We start from the raw sequence: 15,259 nt of genomic DNA, 5'->3' as shown, positions 1-15,259 counted from the left end.
CCGAGTGGAGGGGCAAGAGCCCTTTTGGTTACTTTTGGGGCTCTTTTCCAAAAGTGACCCGCTGTAAGAGCGGAACCCATATCCGCCTCAACCGCAGCAACGGATATGCCCCCAATCCAAAAGCGTTTCCGCGCAAAAGCATCTGCACCCTGCGAGCCCCAGCATGAAAGTCGAACCCCGCCCCCTCATCCCCAGCGACGTGCGCAGCGCCCCCGTCGAAGCCGTGCGCCCGGTCAATTCACGCCAGGCCACCGCCTTCGAAGCGGTGCTCAAAACCCGCAAGACCCAAACCCGTCGCTCCCTGCGCAGTGACCTCGAAGAACTCACCAGCGCCGCCGGCGTCGACTCGTTGCTGTTCGGCAGCGCCCGCTCCCTGGAACTGCTCGAACACGTGATGGAACACATCCTGCCGACCCTCGACGCGGAGCCTGAAATCAAAGAACTGGCCCACGACCTGATCAGCGAAGAGATCGAGATGCGCCGCAACCTCGAACAGCAACGCTCGGAGGTACACGCCTGATGGCCCGCGATAACAACGACGCCGTGCAACTGCTCAAGGGCATCGGCGAGCTGTACCGGCGCAATGGCCAGTCCCAGCGCGCCCTGGTGATGTTGCTGATCGCGGTCAGCGTCGCCCCCCGCGACGGCGTGTTGTTGCGCTCGCTGGTGCTGGCGTTCACCGACAGTGGCGACGCGACCCGCGCCCTCGGTGCCCTCGACCGGTTGGTGGCGCTGGAAGGCGAGTCCGCCAGCCTGTTGCTGCTGCGTGCCCGGGCGCTGTGGTACGGCGAGCGCAAGGACGAAGCACGCCAGTGCTTCAAACGCTATTTGGCCGCACGCAGGGCCAGCGCATGAGTGCACTCAACCGTCTGAACAACCTGGCGCGCATGGCCGCCAAGCGCACCGACGTGATCATTGTCGCGTTCATGCTGATGGCCATTGTGATGATGATCATCCCGCTGCCCACCTACCTGGTGGACGCGCTGATCGGCCTCAACATCGCCCTGAGCATCCTGATCCTGATCGTCGCGTTCTACATCGGCCATTCCGTGGAGTTCTCGGCGCTGCCGCCGCTGATCCTGCTCAGCACGCTGTTTCGTTTGTCCCTGTCGATCACCACCACGCGTCTGATCCTGCTGCACGGCGACGCCGGCCATATCGTCAAGGCCTTCGGTGACTTCGTGATCGCCGGCCAAGTGGTGGTGGGCATGGTGGTGTTTCTGATCATCACCGTGGCGCAATTTGTGGTGATCACCAAAGGCGCCGAGCGGGTGGCGGAAGTGGCGGCGCGTTTCACCCTGGATGCCATGCCCGGAAAACAGATGAGCATCGACAACGACCTGCGCAATGGCGATATCGACCAGGCCGAAGCCCGTCGCCGCCGCTCGCGTCTGGAGCGTGAAAGCCAGATGTTCGGCGCGATGGACGGCGCGATGAAATTCGTCAAGGGCGATGCCATCGCCGGCCTGGTGATCCTCGCGGTCAACCTGCTGGGCGGCATGATGATCGGCATGATCGAACGCGACATGCCGTTCGGCGTGGCGGTGCACACCTACTCGTTGCTGACGGTGGGCGACGGCTTGATCGCACAGATCCCGGCGCTGCTGATTTCCGTCGCGGCGGGCACCGTGGTCACCCGGGTCAACAGTGACGGTGAAGCCGGTGACCTGGGCAGCGAGATCATCAAGCAATTGGGCGCCAGCTACCGGGCCCTGGGCTTGACCGCCTTGATCATGATTGGCGTGAGCCTGTTGCCGGGCTTCCCGACCTGGGTGTTCCTGGGGTTGGCGCTGGCCTTTGGTGGCGCCGCGTTGGTGATGTACCGCCGGCATACCCGCCAGCCCCAAGGCGAGCTCGAAGTGCTGGCCGAGTTGCCGGAGCCGGTGGTCGAAGTTCAGGCTGAACTGGATGACAACCTGCTGCCCGATACCCGCGTATTGCTGACCATCGGCAGTGGCCTGTCGCAGAGTGCGCCGCGCCAACTGTTGCGCCAGCGGATCGAAGCCCTGTGTCATGACATCCGCACAGAGCTCGGCGTCGACGTGCCGGTGCCGGGCATCTACATGGAAGCCAAGGCCCCGCCGGGCGGCTTTCGTGTGTCCCTGGAAGGCGTGCCGGTGAGCGAGGGCGAATTCCCGGTCAACTGCCTGCTGTTGCAGGACGACCCGGTGCACGTGCAGTTGCTCGACATCGCCAGCGTACAGGCCGACTCACCGCTCAATGGTCGCAGTGCCCACTGGATCGAGCGCCAGCACGAAGAGACCTTGCGCAACGCCGGTATCGGTTTCCTGTTGCCCGACGAGGTGCTGCGCGGCGTGCTGGAACGCAGCCTGCGGCGTTATGCCGCCGACTTCCTGGGCATCCAGGAAACCCGCCTGCTGCTGGAACGCACCGAAGCCACCTATGGCGAACTGGTCAAGGAAGCGCTGCGCCTGGTGCCTCTGCAGCGGGTGGCCGAAACCCTGCGCCTGCTGGTCGGCGAGGGCGTGTCGATCCGCAATCAACGGGCGTTGCTCGAAGCCATGGTGGAGTGGGGCGCCCGTGAAACCGACGCCGGGCGGTTGGCCGAACACCTGCGTGCGGCCCTGGCGCGCCAGATCAGCCATCAATACGCCGACCGCAACCGGGTGATTGGTGCGCTGGTCCTGGCACCGGGCCTGGAAGACCAATTGCGCGCCTCGCTGCGTCGCCAGGAGCCCCAGCGTGAGTTGATCCCCGAAGACGTCAGCCGTGCCTTGCTGGCTCAACTGCGCCAAGCCTGCGAGCACACCCGCGAGGCCAACAGCGCGGTCTTGCTGGTGCACCCGGAACTGCGCCGCAGTCTGCGTCGCTTGGTGCTGCGAGGTGAACTGGAGCTGGCGGTGTTGTCGTTCCGCGAGCTGGCCACCGAATACAACCTGCAAGCGCTGGTGACCATCAGCCTCACCGATATCTCTAACCGCCGCGCGCCTGCCGCGGCTTCCGTCACTCCCCTGGCGTCTGCCTCATGATGCGTTTTTGTGTGCTGTTGCTGACTGTGTTTTCGTGTGTGAGCCAGGCTCAGGAGATTGCCGCCGGTGCCGGTGGCTCGATCAATCTGGCGTCCGGCGAAGGGCGCATCCTGCATTTTGTCGCGCCGGTGGAGTCGGTGCTGGTCGCCGAGCCGAACGTGGCCGACCTGCAAGTGGTGTCGCCGGGCACGCTCTATATCTTCGGCAAGGCGCCGGGCAATACCAGCCTGATTGCCCTGGGTGAAAACGGTAAGCAACTGGCGAGCCTGACCTTGTCTGTCAGCAGCGGCACCCAGGCGGTGACGGCACCGATGCAGGAACTGCACCCGGGCACGGGGGCGCAGATCAGCGGGGCCGGCAACCGCCTGATTGCCAAGGGCACCGTCGGTTCGGTGGCCGAAGCAACCGACCTTAACGCGCTGCTAAACCCTCAGGGCCAAGGCTTTCAAAGCGCGATCAACACCACCGAATACGCCGGCGCAGCCCAGGTGAACCTGCGTGTGCGTTTCGCCGAAGTGTCGCGCTCGGAGCTGTTGCATTACGGCGTGAACTGGAACGCGATGTTCAATAACGGCACCTTCTCGTTCGGCCTGATTACCGGCGGCGGTCTGGCAGCTGCAACGGCAGGTGGGCTGGCGACGGCGGGCACCGGCTCGGGCAATGTGAATATCGACGGCATGCTCGACGCGCTCCAGGCCAACGGCGTACTGCAGATTCTCGCCGAGCCGAACATCACCGCCATGACCGGCCAGACCGCCAGCTTCCTCGCCGGTGGCGAAGTGGCGATTCCGGTGCCGGTTAACCGTGACCTTGTGGGCATCGAATACAAGTCGTTTGGCGTGTCGCTGTTGTTCAACCCGACCCTGCTGCCCAACGGCCGCATCGCCCTGCAAGTGCGTCCGGAAGTCAGCAGCGTGGTCAGCGGCGGCACGGTGGATTTCGGCAACTTTCATGTGCCGTCCTTCAGCGTGCGCCGGGCAGACACGCGCGTGGAAGTCGGCAGCGGGCAGACCTTCGCCATTGCCGGGCTGTTCCAGCGTGAAAGCAGCCAGGACATCGAAAAGCTGCCGTTGCTTGGCGACTTGCCGATTCTGGGCAATCTGTTTCGCTCCAAGCGCTTCCAGCGCAATGAAACCGAATTGGTGATTTTGATCACGCCTTATCTCGTGGAGCCGGTGCGCGGTCGCACCCTCGCCACGCCGCTGGACGCACAACCGGCTACCGCAGCGGCCACCGGACCGCGCAGCGGCGGGGCGTTCGGTTTCTACATGAATTGATGAGGGGGCCTGTGATGACTGTTTTGCGTGTGTTGATGCTGCTCCCCCTGGCACTGATGGGCTGCCAGACCCACTTGGCGCCGGTGTATTACTCGCCTGAGTACCGCGCCGATGGTTTGCCGACCCAGTGTCAGCAGCCGCCAGCTACCGACACGATTGGCTTGGATGAAGATTTCAAGCCGACGTTGGCGTTGGGCTGTGCGAACAATTTGAATTTGATGCAGATGGTGGAGCGTAAGCAGGACCTGACCCAGGGCCGCGCCACCGGGCCGGCGATGGCCGCGCCTGTGGGCCGGGCGGCGCAGGTGTATATCGAGGGGTTTGACCGGGAGCAGTTGCAGCGGCGCAAGGATCAGCAAGAGGCTAAGGCTGATGCGGCGGGGGGTGGGCAATGAGCAACCCGACACTGATCGTTCCCACGCTCCGCGTGGGAATGCCTCCTGTGACGCTCTGCGTCACGCTTTGGGACGCAGCGCGTCCCGGGCTGCATTCCCACGCAGAGGGTGGGAACGATCAAGACCTAACTGACACCCCGCAATCCAAGTGTGGGAGCTGGCTTGCCTGCGATGACGCCGCCCAAGCCGCCCCAATACCAACTGACACCCCGCAACCCAACTGTGGGAGCTGGCTTGCCTGCGATGACGCCCCCCAAGCCGCCACCAACCCAACTGACACCCCGCAATCCAACTGTGGGAGCGGGCTTGCTCGCGAAAGCTATTTGTCGGGCGCTGGGGGTTTTTGGTCGGAGTGCATATCCGTTGCTGCGGTCGCGGCTGAATATGGTTCTGCTCTTACAGCGGGTCACTTTTGGAAAGACCGGAAGCCGGCCCAGCCAAAAGTAACCAAAAGGTCTTTGCCCCACCACTCGGCACCTCGCCTGGGCTCGGTGTGCGCTCACGCAGGCTTGAATCCGTGGGCCGCCGCGATGGGCCATCCTTGGCCCCGCGCGGCTAACCCGGCGTCCTGCCGGGTTGCCCACGGATTCAAGCCTGCGTTCGGCCAGCGTGGTTTAACGGGGCGCCTGAGATCAACAGCAACAGCAGATCAAGAGCTGGATCCAAAGCCCCCTCGCGCCGCATCAACGCGGGTCGACCAACCCCAGTTCCTTCGCCTGCGCCAGCGGGTCGCTGATCGCTTTGATGCGCTTTGCTTCCACCACCAAACGCTCGCGCTCGGCGGCGGGGATGTCGTCCAGCGGCAAGCTGGCGACGCGTTGTTCGTAGCCGGCCAATACCATCACCAGCAGTTCATTGCGCTGATGCCGTGGCAGGGCGCGGGGCGATTGGGTGACGGGGGCGATGGTGTCGAGGGCTTGTTGCGATTGCCCGCCGAGGGCGTAGGCCAGGGCGAGGTTGCAGCGGTTGTCGAGGTCGTCGGGCTTGAGGCTCAGGCTCTTGGCGAAAGCCGCTTGGGCAGCACTGGCCTGGCCATTGAGGATGTGCGCGACACCCAGGCGGGTGTAGGCGATTGGCGCGGGGTTGATCTCGGCTGCCTGGCCCAGGGCCGTCACAGCGCGTTGGGTCTTGCCCAATTGCAGCTGCGCAGTACCGAGGCCGAGCAGGGCGTCGGCGTTGCGGGCATCAAACCCCAGGGCTTGCTGGAAGGCGCGTTCGGCGCCCAGCGCGTCCTTGGCGTCGAGCTTGGCCTGGCCGAGCTTGAGCCACAGCTCAAGGTTGGCGCCCGGTTGTTGGGTGGCGCGCTCGTACAACGCAGCTGCGCTGGCGTAGTCGCCGCGTTTGCTCAGGTCGTTGGCCAGTTGCAGGGACTTGTCGGAATCGGTCGCAGGTTTGCTGGAGCAGGCAGCCAGAAACAGCGTACTGGCGAGCAGGAAGTTCTTGGACATCGTCACAACTCGTTGGGCGAAGGCGGAGGCCATGTAAGCATATTTTTGGCGGCTGTCCTATGCCTGTTCAGCGCCGGTTTCGCCAGCGCCGCCGAAGAGCCTGCGTGGTTCTCCCAGCCTTACGCCTACGTGTTGGTCGACCAGGATGTACGCAGCGCACTGGAAGAATTCGGCCACAACCTCGACGTGCCGCTGGTGCTCTCGGACAAGGTGCGCGGCAAAGCCCGCAGCACGATTCGCGCGGCCACCGCCGGTGAGTTCCTGCAGACGCTGTGCAGCACCAACGGCCTGACCTGGTACTTCGACGGCAACCTCCTGTACCTCAATACCAATGACGAAATCAGCACCAAGTTATTCAAGGCCAGTGCCCTGAACCTCGACCAGTTGCAGGCCTACCTGAACACCCTCGACGTGTTCGGCCAGCAGTTGTCGATGCGTAACGGGCCTGAGGGCGATGAAGTATTCGTCTCCGGCCCGCCGCCTTACCTGGCGCTGGTGCAACAGCATGTGGATCACCTGCAACCCACGAGCGTGGCCGCCCCGGTGGCGCGCGAGCACGGTGTGCGGGTGTTCCGCGGCGCGCAAGTCAGTACCGAAACCCCCAACCAGTAAAGGAGCAGCACCATGTCCGTAACGGCCGTAGACAGCAACCTCGCCCCTGGTGGCGCCAGCCCTGAAGCCAAGTTCAATGCGGCGGTGGATAACGCCAAGGCCGCCGACAAACCGACGGAGACCAGCGACGCCGAATTCAACGATGCGCTGATCACCCAGGCCGTCACCATCGGCGGGCAGTTCATCATCATGCCGAAGATGCAGGAACTGCTGAACGACGCCATGTCCGATGACGACGAAGAGTAGGGAGCCCCTATGACTATCAGTCTCGCCACCGGCGCTTCGGCCTTGCCGCCGTCCGCTGGCGCGGGGCCCGCCGGGGCCTCGCAGAACCTGTTCGAGCACATGGCCAATACCGCCAAGGGCATGCCCGAAGGCGCGAGCCCGCACCAGATCGGCTCGGGCCTGATGGAGCGCATGAACAGCTTCATCGACCGTTCTCGGGCGTTTTCCGAGCGTGCCGATTTACTCACCAATAACCCCTCGGCGCCGCCACCGGCCTCGGCGGAAATCCGCTCGGCGAGTGCATCGCCTCAGGGCGAACCGGGGAAAAAAGTCGGCGAGCAGCAGGTCGATCAGATCGTCCATTCCCTGGGCAAGATGTTCGACTACTCCATCGAAACCCAGATGGTGGTGCGCGGCGCGACGCAGATTTCCGGTTCCGCCAACACGCTCCTCAAGGGTCAATAACGCCATGCCAAGCCCAAACCGCGCCCTGCGCCTGTTGCTGATCGGCCTGCTCGCCAGCCTGTTGCAGGCCTGCAACACCGACCTCTATACCAACCTCAGCGAGCGCGACGCCAACGCCATGGTCGCGGTGCTGCTGCGCGGTGGCATCCCGGCGGAGCGCAAGACCCAGGACAACGGCCAGCTCAAGGTGGTGGTCGACGAAGAGCGTTTCGCCGAAGCCATGACCTTGCTCGACAACGCGGGCCTGCCGCAGCAGAGCTTTTCCAACATGGGCCAGGTGTTCAAGGGCAATGGCCTGGTGTCGTCGCCGGTGCAGGAGCGGGCGCAGATGATCTACGCGCTCAGCGAAGAACTGTCGCACTCGGTGTCGCAGATCGACGGCATTGTCGCCGCCCGTGTGCACGTGGTGTTGCCGGACAACGACTTGCTCAAACGCGTGATTTCGCCGTCATCCGCCTCGGTGCTGGTGCGCTACGACCCGGGCACCGACATCAATACGCTGATTCCGCAGATCAAGACCCTGGTCGCCAACGGCATTTCCGGCTTGAGCTATGACGGCGTCTCGGTCACGGCGATCAAGGCGGCCGTAGCCATCAGCCAGAACCCCGCGCAGCCGCGCCTGGCGCGTTTCATGGGGCTGTGGATGCTGGAAGACAACCTGCCCCAGGCGCGCTTCATGTTTGGTGGTTTGCTGCTGATCGCCCTCGGTGCCCTCGGGGTGTTGGCCCGCCAGCAGTGGGCGCGGCGCCAGTCCCAGGCGTTGTATGTGCTCAAGGAGGGTGAATGAGCTTGTTTGAACGCTGGCAGGGGCTGATCGCCGAGCCGTTGCAGTTTGTACGCGGGCCGAGCTTAGGCGCGTGTTTTGCCGAAGACCTGCCGGAGGCGGTGCTGCACGCCCTGCAAGCCCAGCCGCGTTTTCACCCGCGCCTGGAACAGTTGCTGGTCAGCCATTACCAGTTGGCGCCGTTGGATCAGCTTGTCTCGCCTTTGGCCGCTGACTTGCCGGTGCTGCTGCTGTCGGACGCGCAATTTGCGCGCCTTCCACGGTTGTGTGGCGCCATCTGGCATGCCTCGACCTTGAGCCGCGAGATCCGCCGCGAGGTGGTCAACGAACTGCGCGAAGGCCTCGGCGCCCCAGTGTTCAGCCAGGCCCTGGCGCTACGGCAGTTGGGCGGCGCGGCGGATTTGCTGCGCGACCCCGCCGAACTGATCGAGGCCATCGACCGCGACGGCCAAGGCTGTATTGCCGCCTGGCTGCATGCCCAGCAGGCCGATTTGCAGGGCTGGCTGCGCTTGCGTTTCGTTTTCCCCCAGGGCTACAGCGCACGCTTGCCCCGCGACCTGGAGATTGTTCAGGCCGCCGCCGCGTGCCTGGTGGCCGAGGACACAAGCCGATGAGTGAATTACCGAACCGCCCCGGCGCACGCATCTTGCGCGCCGAAGACGCCGCGCTGTGGACCGAGGGCTTTGCTTTTTTGCAGGCCGCCAAAGACCAGGCCGAGCAGGTCAAGGCCGACAGTGATCAGTGGCTGCACGCTGCCCGCGCCGAGGGTTTTGAAAGAGCGCGGCAAGAAGGCGCCGAGCAGGTGGCGCAGTTGCTGGTGCAGACCCAGTCACAGGTGCAGCACTACTTGAGCGGCCTGGAAACGTCACTCGCCGACCTGGCCCTGGGCATTGTGCGTGAAGTGCTCGGTGAACTGGATAACGCTGAGCGTGTGGTGCGCTGCACGCGTCAGGCCCTCAGCGCGTTTCGCCAGGATCAGGCCCTGACGCTGTGGGTGCCGCCGGCTGAAGTGGAGGCCTTGCGTCAGCGCCTCACACTCGAAGGGCTGGCCATTGCGGTGGATGGCGATGAGCAGTTGAGCGCTGGTCAGGCACGGCTCAACAGCGCCGCCGGTTCCGTCGAACTGGGCCTGGAAGCACAGCTGCAAACCCTGCGTCGCAGTTTGTTGCCGTTTGCTGAAGAAGGTGTGGCATGAACCTGGAACAGCTGCTGCCACGCCTGACCGGACGGTTGGCTCAGGCGCGCCTGCGGCCCATGCACGGCACCGTGTTGAGCATTCGCGGGGTACTGCTGCGGGCCAGTGTGGCCGGCGCGAGTATTGGTGAGTTGTGCCAACTGCGCGACCCTGGCAGTGGTCGCAGCCTCAGTGCTGAAGTGATCGGCTTTGATGGCGACGAGGCGATCTTGTCGCCCATCGGCTCCATGGAAGGCTTGTCGACCCGTACGCAAATCACCGCCACCGGCGAAACGCTCCGCGTGGCCGTAGGCGATGCACAACTGGGGCGGGTGATCAGCCCCATGGGCGAGTTTCTGGATGGCGACGGCGTTGCGCCGACGCTGGCCTTGCAGCGTTACCCGCTGCACGCCGAACCGCCCGCGCCGTTTTCGCGACAACTGATTGTGCGCTCGATGGCGCTGGGCATTCGCTCCATCGACGGTTTGCTGACCCTGGCCCAAGGGCAGCGCATGGGCATCTTTGGTGAGCCCGGCGTGGGTAAATCGTCATTGCTCGCGAGCATCATCCGCAACAGCGAAGCCGATGTGATCGTGATCGGCCTGATCGGCGAGCGGGGCAGGGAAGTGCGTGAGTTGCTCGATGTGCAACTCGATGCCCAGGCCCGCGCGCGCACCGTGGCGGTGGTTGCGACCTCGGACCGCCCGGCTGCCGAGCGCGTGCGTGCAGCATTTGTCGCCACCGCCCTGGCCGAATATCACCGCGATCAGGGCCGTAATGTGCTGCTGCTGATGGACAGCCTGACCCGCTTTGCCCGCGCCCAGCGCGAGATCGGCCTGGCCGTGGGTGAACCGCCGACCCGGCGCGGTTATCCGCCGTCGTTCTTTTCGGCCTTGCCACGCTTGCTGGAACGCGCCGGCCCTGGCCCCACGGGCAGCATCACGGCGCTGTACACGGTGCTCACCGAGGGCGACGCCGCCAGTGACCCGGTGGCCGAAGAGGCGCGCTCGATCCTTGATGGGCATATCGCCCTCAGCGCCGAACTGGCCCAGCGCAACTACTTTCCCGCCGTCGACGTACTGCGCAGCCGCAGCCGCTTGATGGAGCAGGTCGCCGGAGAGGAACACAAACGCCTGGCCATGCGCATCCGCGAACTGATGGCGCGTTACGGCGAGATCGAAATGTTGATCCGCGTGGGCGAATACTCCGCCGGCAGCGACCCGCTGGCCGACGAAGCCATCACCCGCCACGCCGCGATCGAAGCCTTCCTGCGACAGAACGCCGGCGAGCCGAGCAGCCTCGACCAGACCCTGATCCGCATGCGCCAGGTGCTGGCATGAGCCTGGCGCAGGTGAGTTTGCGAATAAGCGCATTTTTTTCTGGTGAGCGGGCTTCTGTGGTGAGCGGGGGCAAGCCCGCTCACCACAAAAGCTGCTCACCACAAAGGCCTGCTCAACACAGGAACCTGGTCATGACAGCAAGCCGGCTTTTCACAGATTTTTGTTTTGGCATGAAGAGGGACACTGACCAATGAAAACCGACCAACTGCGCACCCTGCAAACCCTGCGGGTGTTACGCGAACAACGGGCCGCCAGCCAATTGGCTGCCCAGCAGCAACGCTGTGAGCAGACCCACGGCGTGCTGAGCGACGCCAAGGAGCAATTGCGCCGGCACCGCGAAGCGGTTGCCGAGGAAGCGCGCCAGGTGTACGCCTCGCTGACCGAGGGCTTGTCGGTCGCCAGTTGGCAGGCCGCCCAGGACCGTCTGCGCGGGCTGTCCGATGACCAGCAACAGTTGGAAAACGATGTGACCCACGTGTCCACCACGCTGGAAAGCCAGGAGCGCGAGCGCGACCTGTTTCGCCAGGAACGCCTGAGCCGCCAGCGCCAATCCGACGCCTGGCAAAGCTTGCTGGAAGGGCGCGAAAGCGATGAACGCCGTGTGGTCGAGCTGCGTGACGAAGGTGTCGGCACATGATCGCAGCCCTTGCCGACCCACTGTCGCCGTGGCTGACCCACTACGACCCGGCGTTATTGGCGCTGCATAACCAGCTGCACCGTCGCCGTCGTGACTGGCAAGGCCGTTGCGCCGGGCAAGACCTGCGCGTGACCTGGGCCGCGCAGCCGCAAACCCTCAGCGCGCCACGGGATGTACTGCTGTTGCTGGGCCGCGCGCCAGTGCGCTTGCGTCTGTCGGCGGCTGCGCTGGAACAGGTGACGGTGCCGCTGGCGTTGCAGTTCGATGTGCAACAACTGCCGTCGTTGCCGCGTTCGCTGCTGCTGGAACTGGCGGTACTCGACGTGATCGAGGCCCTGGAACCGCTGCTCGGCCACCCCGTGCAATTGCTCGAAGCCACCGACGGCCTGGACCAGCGGCCATTCGCCGTACACCTGGCCCTGGAACTGCGCTTTGGCAACCAGCCCGCGATGAGCGCGCAATTGGACCTCAGCGAAGGCGCCGCCGTGATGGTTGCGCAGTTGCTGGCCCACCACGGTCAGATCGAGCCCGACCCGCTGCCTGCGCTGCGCCAGACCCTCGCGGTGCTGGCGGGGCAGCAATGGCTGAGCCTCGGTGAATTGCGCAGCTTGCGCCCTGGCGATGTGCTGATGCTGGAGCAGGGCCAAGGCTTGTTGCTCGACCTGGAGGGCCGTTTGCAGGCCCGCTGCCAACACCAGGGTGACTCATTGCGGTTGCAGGAAGAATTGAAAGCGCCCCTTTTGGACATGGAGAACACGATGACTGACGTTGATGCGGCTACGGCCCTGGATGACTTGCCGCTCAAACTGGTGTGCCAGGTCGGCAGCCTGGAACTGACCCTGGCGCAACTGCGCGAGTTGGGGGCCGGCAGTTTGCTGCAGCTCAACACGCCCGGCATCGACAGCGTCGACCTGATGGTCAATGGCCGTCGCGTCGGCCAGGGCCAACTGGTGAAAATCGGTGACGGCCTGGGTGTGCGCCTGCTGAGTTTTGCCACCCCATGACCGGTTATCAGCCGAACCTGATCGAGATCATCCTGGTCGTTGCGACGATCGGGCTGATCCCGTTGGCGGTGGTGACGCTCACCGGTTTCATGAAGATTTCGGTGGTGCTGTTCCTGATCCGCAACGCCCTCGGGGTGCAACAGACGCCGCCGAACTTGGTGCTGTACGGCATCGCGCTGATCCTCTCGGTGTACGTGACCACGCCGTTGATTGGCGACATGTACCGCCAGGTGGAGGGGCGCGACCTGAACATTGAGCATGTGGAGCAACTCAAGGACCTGGGCGACGCCTTGCGCCCGCCGTTGCAGGCGCACTTGAAGCGTTTTGCGAATGAATCCGAACGCGGCTTTTTTGTGCAGGCCACCGAGACCATCTGGTCACCGGAAGCCCGTGCCGACTTGCGCGACGATGACCTGGTGGTGCTGATCCCGGCCTTCGTCAGCTCGGAGCTGACGCGCGCTTTCGAGATCGGTTTTCTGCTCTACATCCCGTTTCTGGTCGTGGATTTGCTGGTGTCCAATGTGCTGATGGCGATGGGCATGTCGATGGTGTCGCCGAACTTGATTTCGATCCCGCTGAAGATCTTTTTATTCGTGTCGTTAAGCGGCTGGTCGCGCTTGATGCACGGTTTGATTCTGAGTTACGGCTGAGGCACGACCCATGGGCCAGGATGTTTTCCTGTCATTGATGAAACAGGCACTGATGACCGTGCTGATGCTCTCCGCGCCAGCGCTGGGGGTGGCGATTATCGTCGGCTTGAGCGTGGGCCTGTTCCAGGCGCTGACGCAGATCCAGGACCAGACGCTGCCCCAGGTGGTGAAGCTGGTGGCGGTGCTGCTGACCATCGTGTTTCTCGGCCCGGTACTCGCCGGGCAAGTGGCGGAACTGGGCAGCCAGGTGCTGGACAATTTCCCGCTGTGGACGCGCTGACCGCCCATGGATGCCAGCCTTACCGCGCAGTTTCTGGAAGTCGCCTACCCGGTGATCAGCTCCGCCTCGCTCGCCGCCTGCCGGGCCATGGGCGTGGTGGTGATTACCCCGGCGTTCAACCGCTTGGGCCTGACCGGCATGATTCGTGGGTGTGTGGCAGTCGCGATTTCAATCCCGATGTTTTTTCCGGTTTTCGACGCACTCACCGCGATGCCCGAACACGGCAGCGTGTTTATCGCCGGCTTGCTGATCAAGGAGTTCTTGATTGGCATCTTGATTGGCTTGCTGTTCGGCATTCCGTTCTGGGCCGCAGAAGTGGCCGGCGAGTTGATTGACCTGCAGCGCGGCTCGACCATGGCGCAATTGGTGGACCCGCTGTCGTCCGGGGAATCCAGCGTGATGGCAACCTTGTTGACGGTGATGCTGATCACGCTGTTCTTCATGTCCGGCGGCTTTATCCTGATGGTCGATGGCTATTACCACAGCTACCAGCTGTGGCCGGTGACCTCGTTTACCCCCGTCTTTGCAAGCTCGGCGTTGCTGGCGGTGTTGTCGATCCTCGACCAGATCATGCGCGTTGGCGTGCTGATGGTGTCGCCGTTGCTGATCTCGCTGTTGATCACGGACTTGATGCTCGCCTACCTCTCGCGCATGGCGCCGAACCTGCATATGTTCGACCTGTCGTTGCCGGTGAAGAACCTGTTTTTCAGCATCTTGATGGTGATCTACATCGGCTTCCTGATTCCCTTGATGCTCGACCAACTGGCGGAGTTTCGCGGCACCGTCGAGCTGCTCAAGACATTGGCAGGCATGGAGTAGCCCATGGCCGATACCAGCGAAGAGAAATCCCAGCCGGCCACGGACAAGAAGCTCAGTGACGCGCGCAAGAAAGGTCAGGTCGCCAAGAGCCAGGACCTGGTGTCGGGCATGGTCATCCTGTTCTGCACCTTGTGCATTTCCATCCTCGCACCGCGGGCGATGGCGCAGGTCACGGCGCTGATCGACCTGACGGCGCAAATCTATATCGAGCCCTTCGCCACCGTGTGGCCGCGGGTGCTGGACCATGCCGAGCAACTGGTGATCGGCATCACCCTGCCGGTGATGGCAGTGACCACCGGCGTGGTGATCCTGACCAATATCATCACCATGCGTGGCTTCGTGTTCTCGGTGGACCCGATCAAGCCCGAGTTCAAGCGCATCAACCCGGCGGAGGGCATGAAGAAGATTTTCGCCTTGCGTAACCTGGTGGAGTTCATCAAGGGGCTGATCAAGGTGCACGTGCTGGCGATCGCGTTCTACGTGGTTGGCAAGCACGCGCTGCAGGCGCTGATGGAGTCATCACGCTGTGGCGCCGAGTGCATGGAGTCGACGTTTTTCCTGGTGCTCAAACCGTTGGTGTTCACCGTGCTGTGCGCGTTCATCCTGGTGGGGGCGGTGGACGTGATCATGCAGCGCTGGCTGTTTGGTCGCGACATGAAAATGACCCGCAGTGAAACCAAGCGCGAACGCAAGGACATCGACGGCGACCCGCTGATCAAGAGCGAACGCCGGCGCCAGCGCAATGAAATGCAGGCCCTGGCCACCAAGTTGGGGTTGGGCCGCGCCTCGATGATGATCGGCACCACCGATGGCTGGGTGATCGGCGTGCGTTACGTGCGCGGCGAGACCCCGGTGCCGGTGATTGTCTGCCGGGCTTCGCCGGAGGAGGCGCTGTTGATGTTGCAGGAGGCGTATGACCTGGGGATTCCGCATGCGCCGGACAAAAAACTGGCCAGCGACATCGCCAAGAAAGCCGTCCCCGGCGACCCCGTGCCGGATGCCTCATTCCAGGCCGTCGCCGACTGGCTGGTGGCCGCACGCCTCATCTGAAAAAAACTCAGTTCAACACGGGCAAGCCTGCCCTTGTGGTGAGCGGTCTTGCCCCGCGCTGGGGTGCGAAGCTGCGCCCAAACCTGCTACCGAGTTTTAACTGGAAACC

The 15,259-nt window shown here is 63.8% G+C and carries 19 protein-coding genes; 18 read left to right on the top strand and 1 reads right to left on the bottom strand.

Features of this window, described 5'->3' with window-relative positions; all coding sequences use genetic code 11:
• The first annotated feature begins 163 nt into the window (after positions 1-163).
• From WBB95_RS12935 to WBB95_RS12915, 5 genes are read left to right on the top strand one after another with little or no spacing between them, the layout of a single operon-like run.
• Positions 164-520, top strand: a complete 357-nt coding sequence (locus WBB95_RS12935) for a hypothetical protein (RefSeq protein WP_424487933.1) — start codon at positions 164-166, stop codon at positions 518-520.
• Positions 520-855, top strand: coding sequence for a tetratricopeptide repeat protein (locus WBB95_RS12930; protein ID WP_424487932.1), 336 nt, complete (start codon positions 520-522; stop codon positions 853-855). The genes WBB95_RS12935 and WBB95_RS12930 overlap by 1 nt, the downstream gene beginning before the upstream one ends.
• Complete coding sequence (gene sctV, locus WBB95_RS12925; protein WP_424487931.1) at positions 852-2,990, top strand: type III secretion system export apparatus subunit SctV; 2,139 nt, start codon at positions 852-854, stop codon at positions 2,988-2,990. The genes WBB95_RS12930 and sctV overlap by 4 nt, the downstream gene beginning before the upstream one ends.
• The gene (locus WBB95_RS12920) at positions 2,987-4,267 is read left to right on the top strand and encodes a type II and III secretion system protein family protein (protein ID WP_424487930.1); all 1,281 of its coding nucleotides are present in this window, start codon (positions 2,987-2,989) and stop codon (positions 4,265-4,267) included. The genes sctV and WBB95_RS12920 overlap by 4 nt, the downstream gene beginning before the upstream one ends.
• A gap of 14 nt (positions 4,268-4,281) precedes the next feature.
• Positions 4,282-4,662, top strand: coding sequence for a hypothetical protein (locus tag WBB95_RS12915; RefSeq protein ID WP_424487929.1), 381 nt, complete (start codon positions 4,282-4,284; stop codon positions 4,660-4,662).
• Between the two features lie 683 nt (positions 4,663-5,345).
• Here the strand turns inward: WBB95_RS12915 and WBB95_RS12910 are convergent.
• On the bottom strand, positions 5,346-6,110 hold the full coding sequence (locus WBB95_RS12910; protein ID WP_424487928.1) for a tetratricopeptide repeat protein: 765 nt from the start codon (positions 6,108-6,110) through the stop codon (positions 5,346-5,348).
• Positions 6,111-6,155: 45 nt separating this feature from the next.
• Here WBB95_RS12910 and WBB95_RS12905 point away from each other — a divergent pair, with 45 nt between their 5' ends.
• From WBB95_RS12905 to WBB95_RS12845, 13 genes are all read left to right on the top strand, one after another.
• Positions 6,156-6,722, top strand: a complete 567-nt coding sequence (locus tag WBB95_RS12905; protein ID WP_424487927.1) for a type III secretion protein — start codon at positions 6,156-6,158, stop codon at positions 6,720-6,722.
• 12 nt (positions 6,723-6,734) lie between these two features.
• A complete protein-coding gene (locus tag WBB95_RS12900; protein WP_424487926.1) occupies positions 6,735-6,968 on the top strand; it encodes a hypothetical protein in 234 nt (77 codons plus the stop codon).
• A 9-nt stretch (positions 6,969-6,977) separates the two neighbouring features.
• Positions 6,978-7,412 (top strand): hypothetical protein, encoded by a 435-nt coding sequence (locus WBB95_RS12895; RefSeq protein WP_424487925.1) that lies wholly within the window; start codon positions 6,978-6,980, stop codon positions 7,410-7,412.
• Positions 7,413-7,416: 4 nt separating this feature from the next.
• Positions 7,417-8,199, top strand: coding sequence for a type III secretion system inner membrane ring lipoprotein SctJ (sctJ, locus tag WBB95_RS12890; RefSeq protein WP_424487924.1), 783 nt, complete (start codon positions 7,417-7,419; stop codon positions 8,197-8,199).
• A complete protein-coding gene (locus tag WBB95_RS12885) occupies positions 8,196-8,810 on the top strand; it encodes a type III secretion protein (RefSeq protein ID WP_424487923.1) in 615 nt (204 codons plus the stop codon). Before sctJ ends, WBB95_RS12885 begins: the two co-directional genes overlap by 4 nt.
• Positions 8,807-9,391 (top strand): FliH/SctL family protein, encoded by a 585-nt coding sequence (locus WBB95_RS12880; protein WP_424487922.1) that lies wholly within the window; start codon positions 8,807-8,809, stop codon positions 9,389-9,391. Before WBB95_RS12885 ends, WBB95_RS12880 begins: the two co-directional genes overlap by 4 nt.
• A complete protein-coding gene (locus WBB95_RS12875; RefSeq protein ID WP_424487921.1) occupies positions 9,388-10,710 on the top strand; it encodes a FliI/YscN family ATPase in 1,323 nt (440 codons plus the stop codon). Before WBB95_RS12880 ends, WBB95_RS12875 begins: the two co-directional genes overlap by 4 nt.
• A 190-nt stretch (positions 10,711-10,900) precedes the next feature.
• The gene (locus WBB95_RS12870) at positions 10,901-11,347 is read left to right on the top strand and encodes a hypothetical protein (RefSeq protein ID WP_424487920.1); all 447 of its coding nucleotides are present in this window, start codon (positions 10,901-10,903) and stop codon (positions 11,345-11,347) included.
• Complete coding sequence (gene sctQ / locus WBB95_RS12865) at positions 11,344-12,351, top strand: type III secretion system cytoplasmic ring protein SctQ (protein ID WP_424487919.1); 1,008 nt, start codon at positions 11,344-11,346, stop codon at positions 12,349-12,351. The genes WBB95_RS12870 and sctQ overlap by 4 nt, the downstream gene beginning before the upstream one ends.
• Positions 12,348-13,001 (top strand): type III secretion system export apparatus subunit SctR, encoded by a 654-nt coding sequence (sctR, locus tag WBB95_RS12860; RefSeq protein ID WP_017137580.1) that lies wholly within the window; start codon positions 12,348-12,350, stop codon positions 12,999-13,001. The genes sctQ and sctR overlap by 4 nt, the downstream gene beginning before the upstream one ends.
• A 10-nt stretch (positions 13,002-13,011) precedes the next feature.
• Positions 13,012-13,281, top strand: a complete 270-nt coding sequence (gene sctS / locus WBB95_RS12855; RefSeq protein WP_003208314.1) for a type III secretion system export apparatus subunit SctS — start codon at positions 13,012-13,014, stop codon at positions 13,279-13,281.
• Between the two features lie 6 nt (positions 13,282-13,287).
• Complete coding sequence (sctT, locus tag WBB95_RS12850) at positions 13,288-14,100, top strand: type III secretion system export apparatus subunit SctT (RefSeq protein ID WP_424487918.1); 813 nt, start codon at positions 13,288-13,290, stop codon at positions 14,098-14,100.
• A 3-nt stretch (positions 14,101-14,103) separates the two neighbouring features.
• Positions 14,104-15,150 carry an EscU/YscU/HrcU family type III secretion system export apparatus switch protein gene (locus WBB95_RS12845; RefSeq protein WP_424487917.1) on the top strand — a complete coding sequence of 349 codons (1,047 nt, stop codon included), beginning with the start codon at positions 14,104-14,106 and terminating at the stop codon, positions 15,148-15,150.
• Positions 15,151-15,259 lie beyond the last annotated feature (109 nt).

It is taken from the genome of Pseudomonas sp. (assembly GCF_049645325.1).
Classification (GTDB): Bacteria; Pseudomonadota; Gammaproteobacteria; order Pseudomonadales; family Pseudomonadaceae; genus Aquipseudomonas.
The sequence above is the reverse complement of the archived record's forward strand: the minus strand, read 5'-3'. Positions and strand labels throughout refer to the sequence as shown.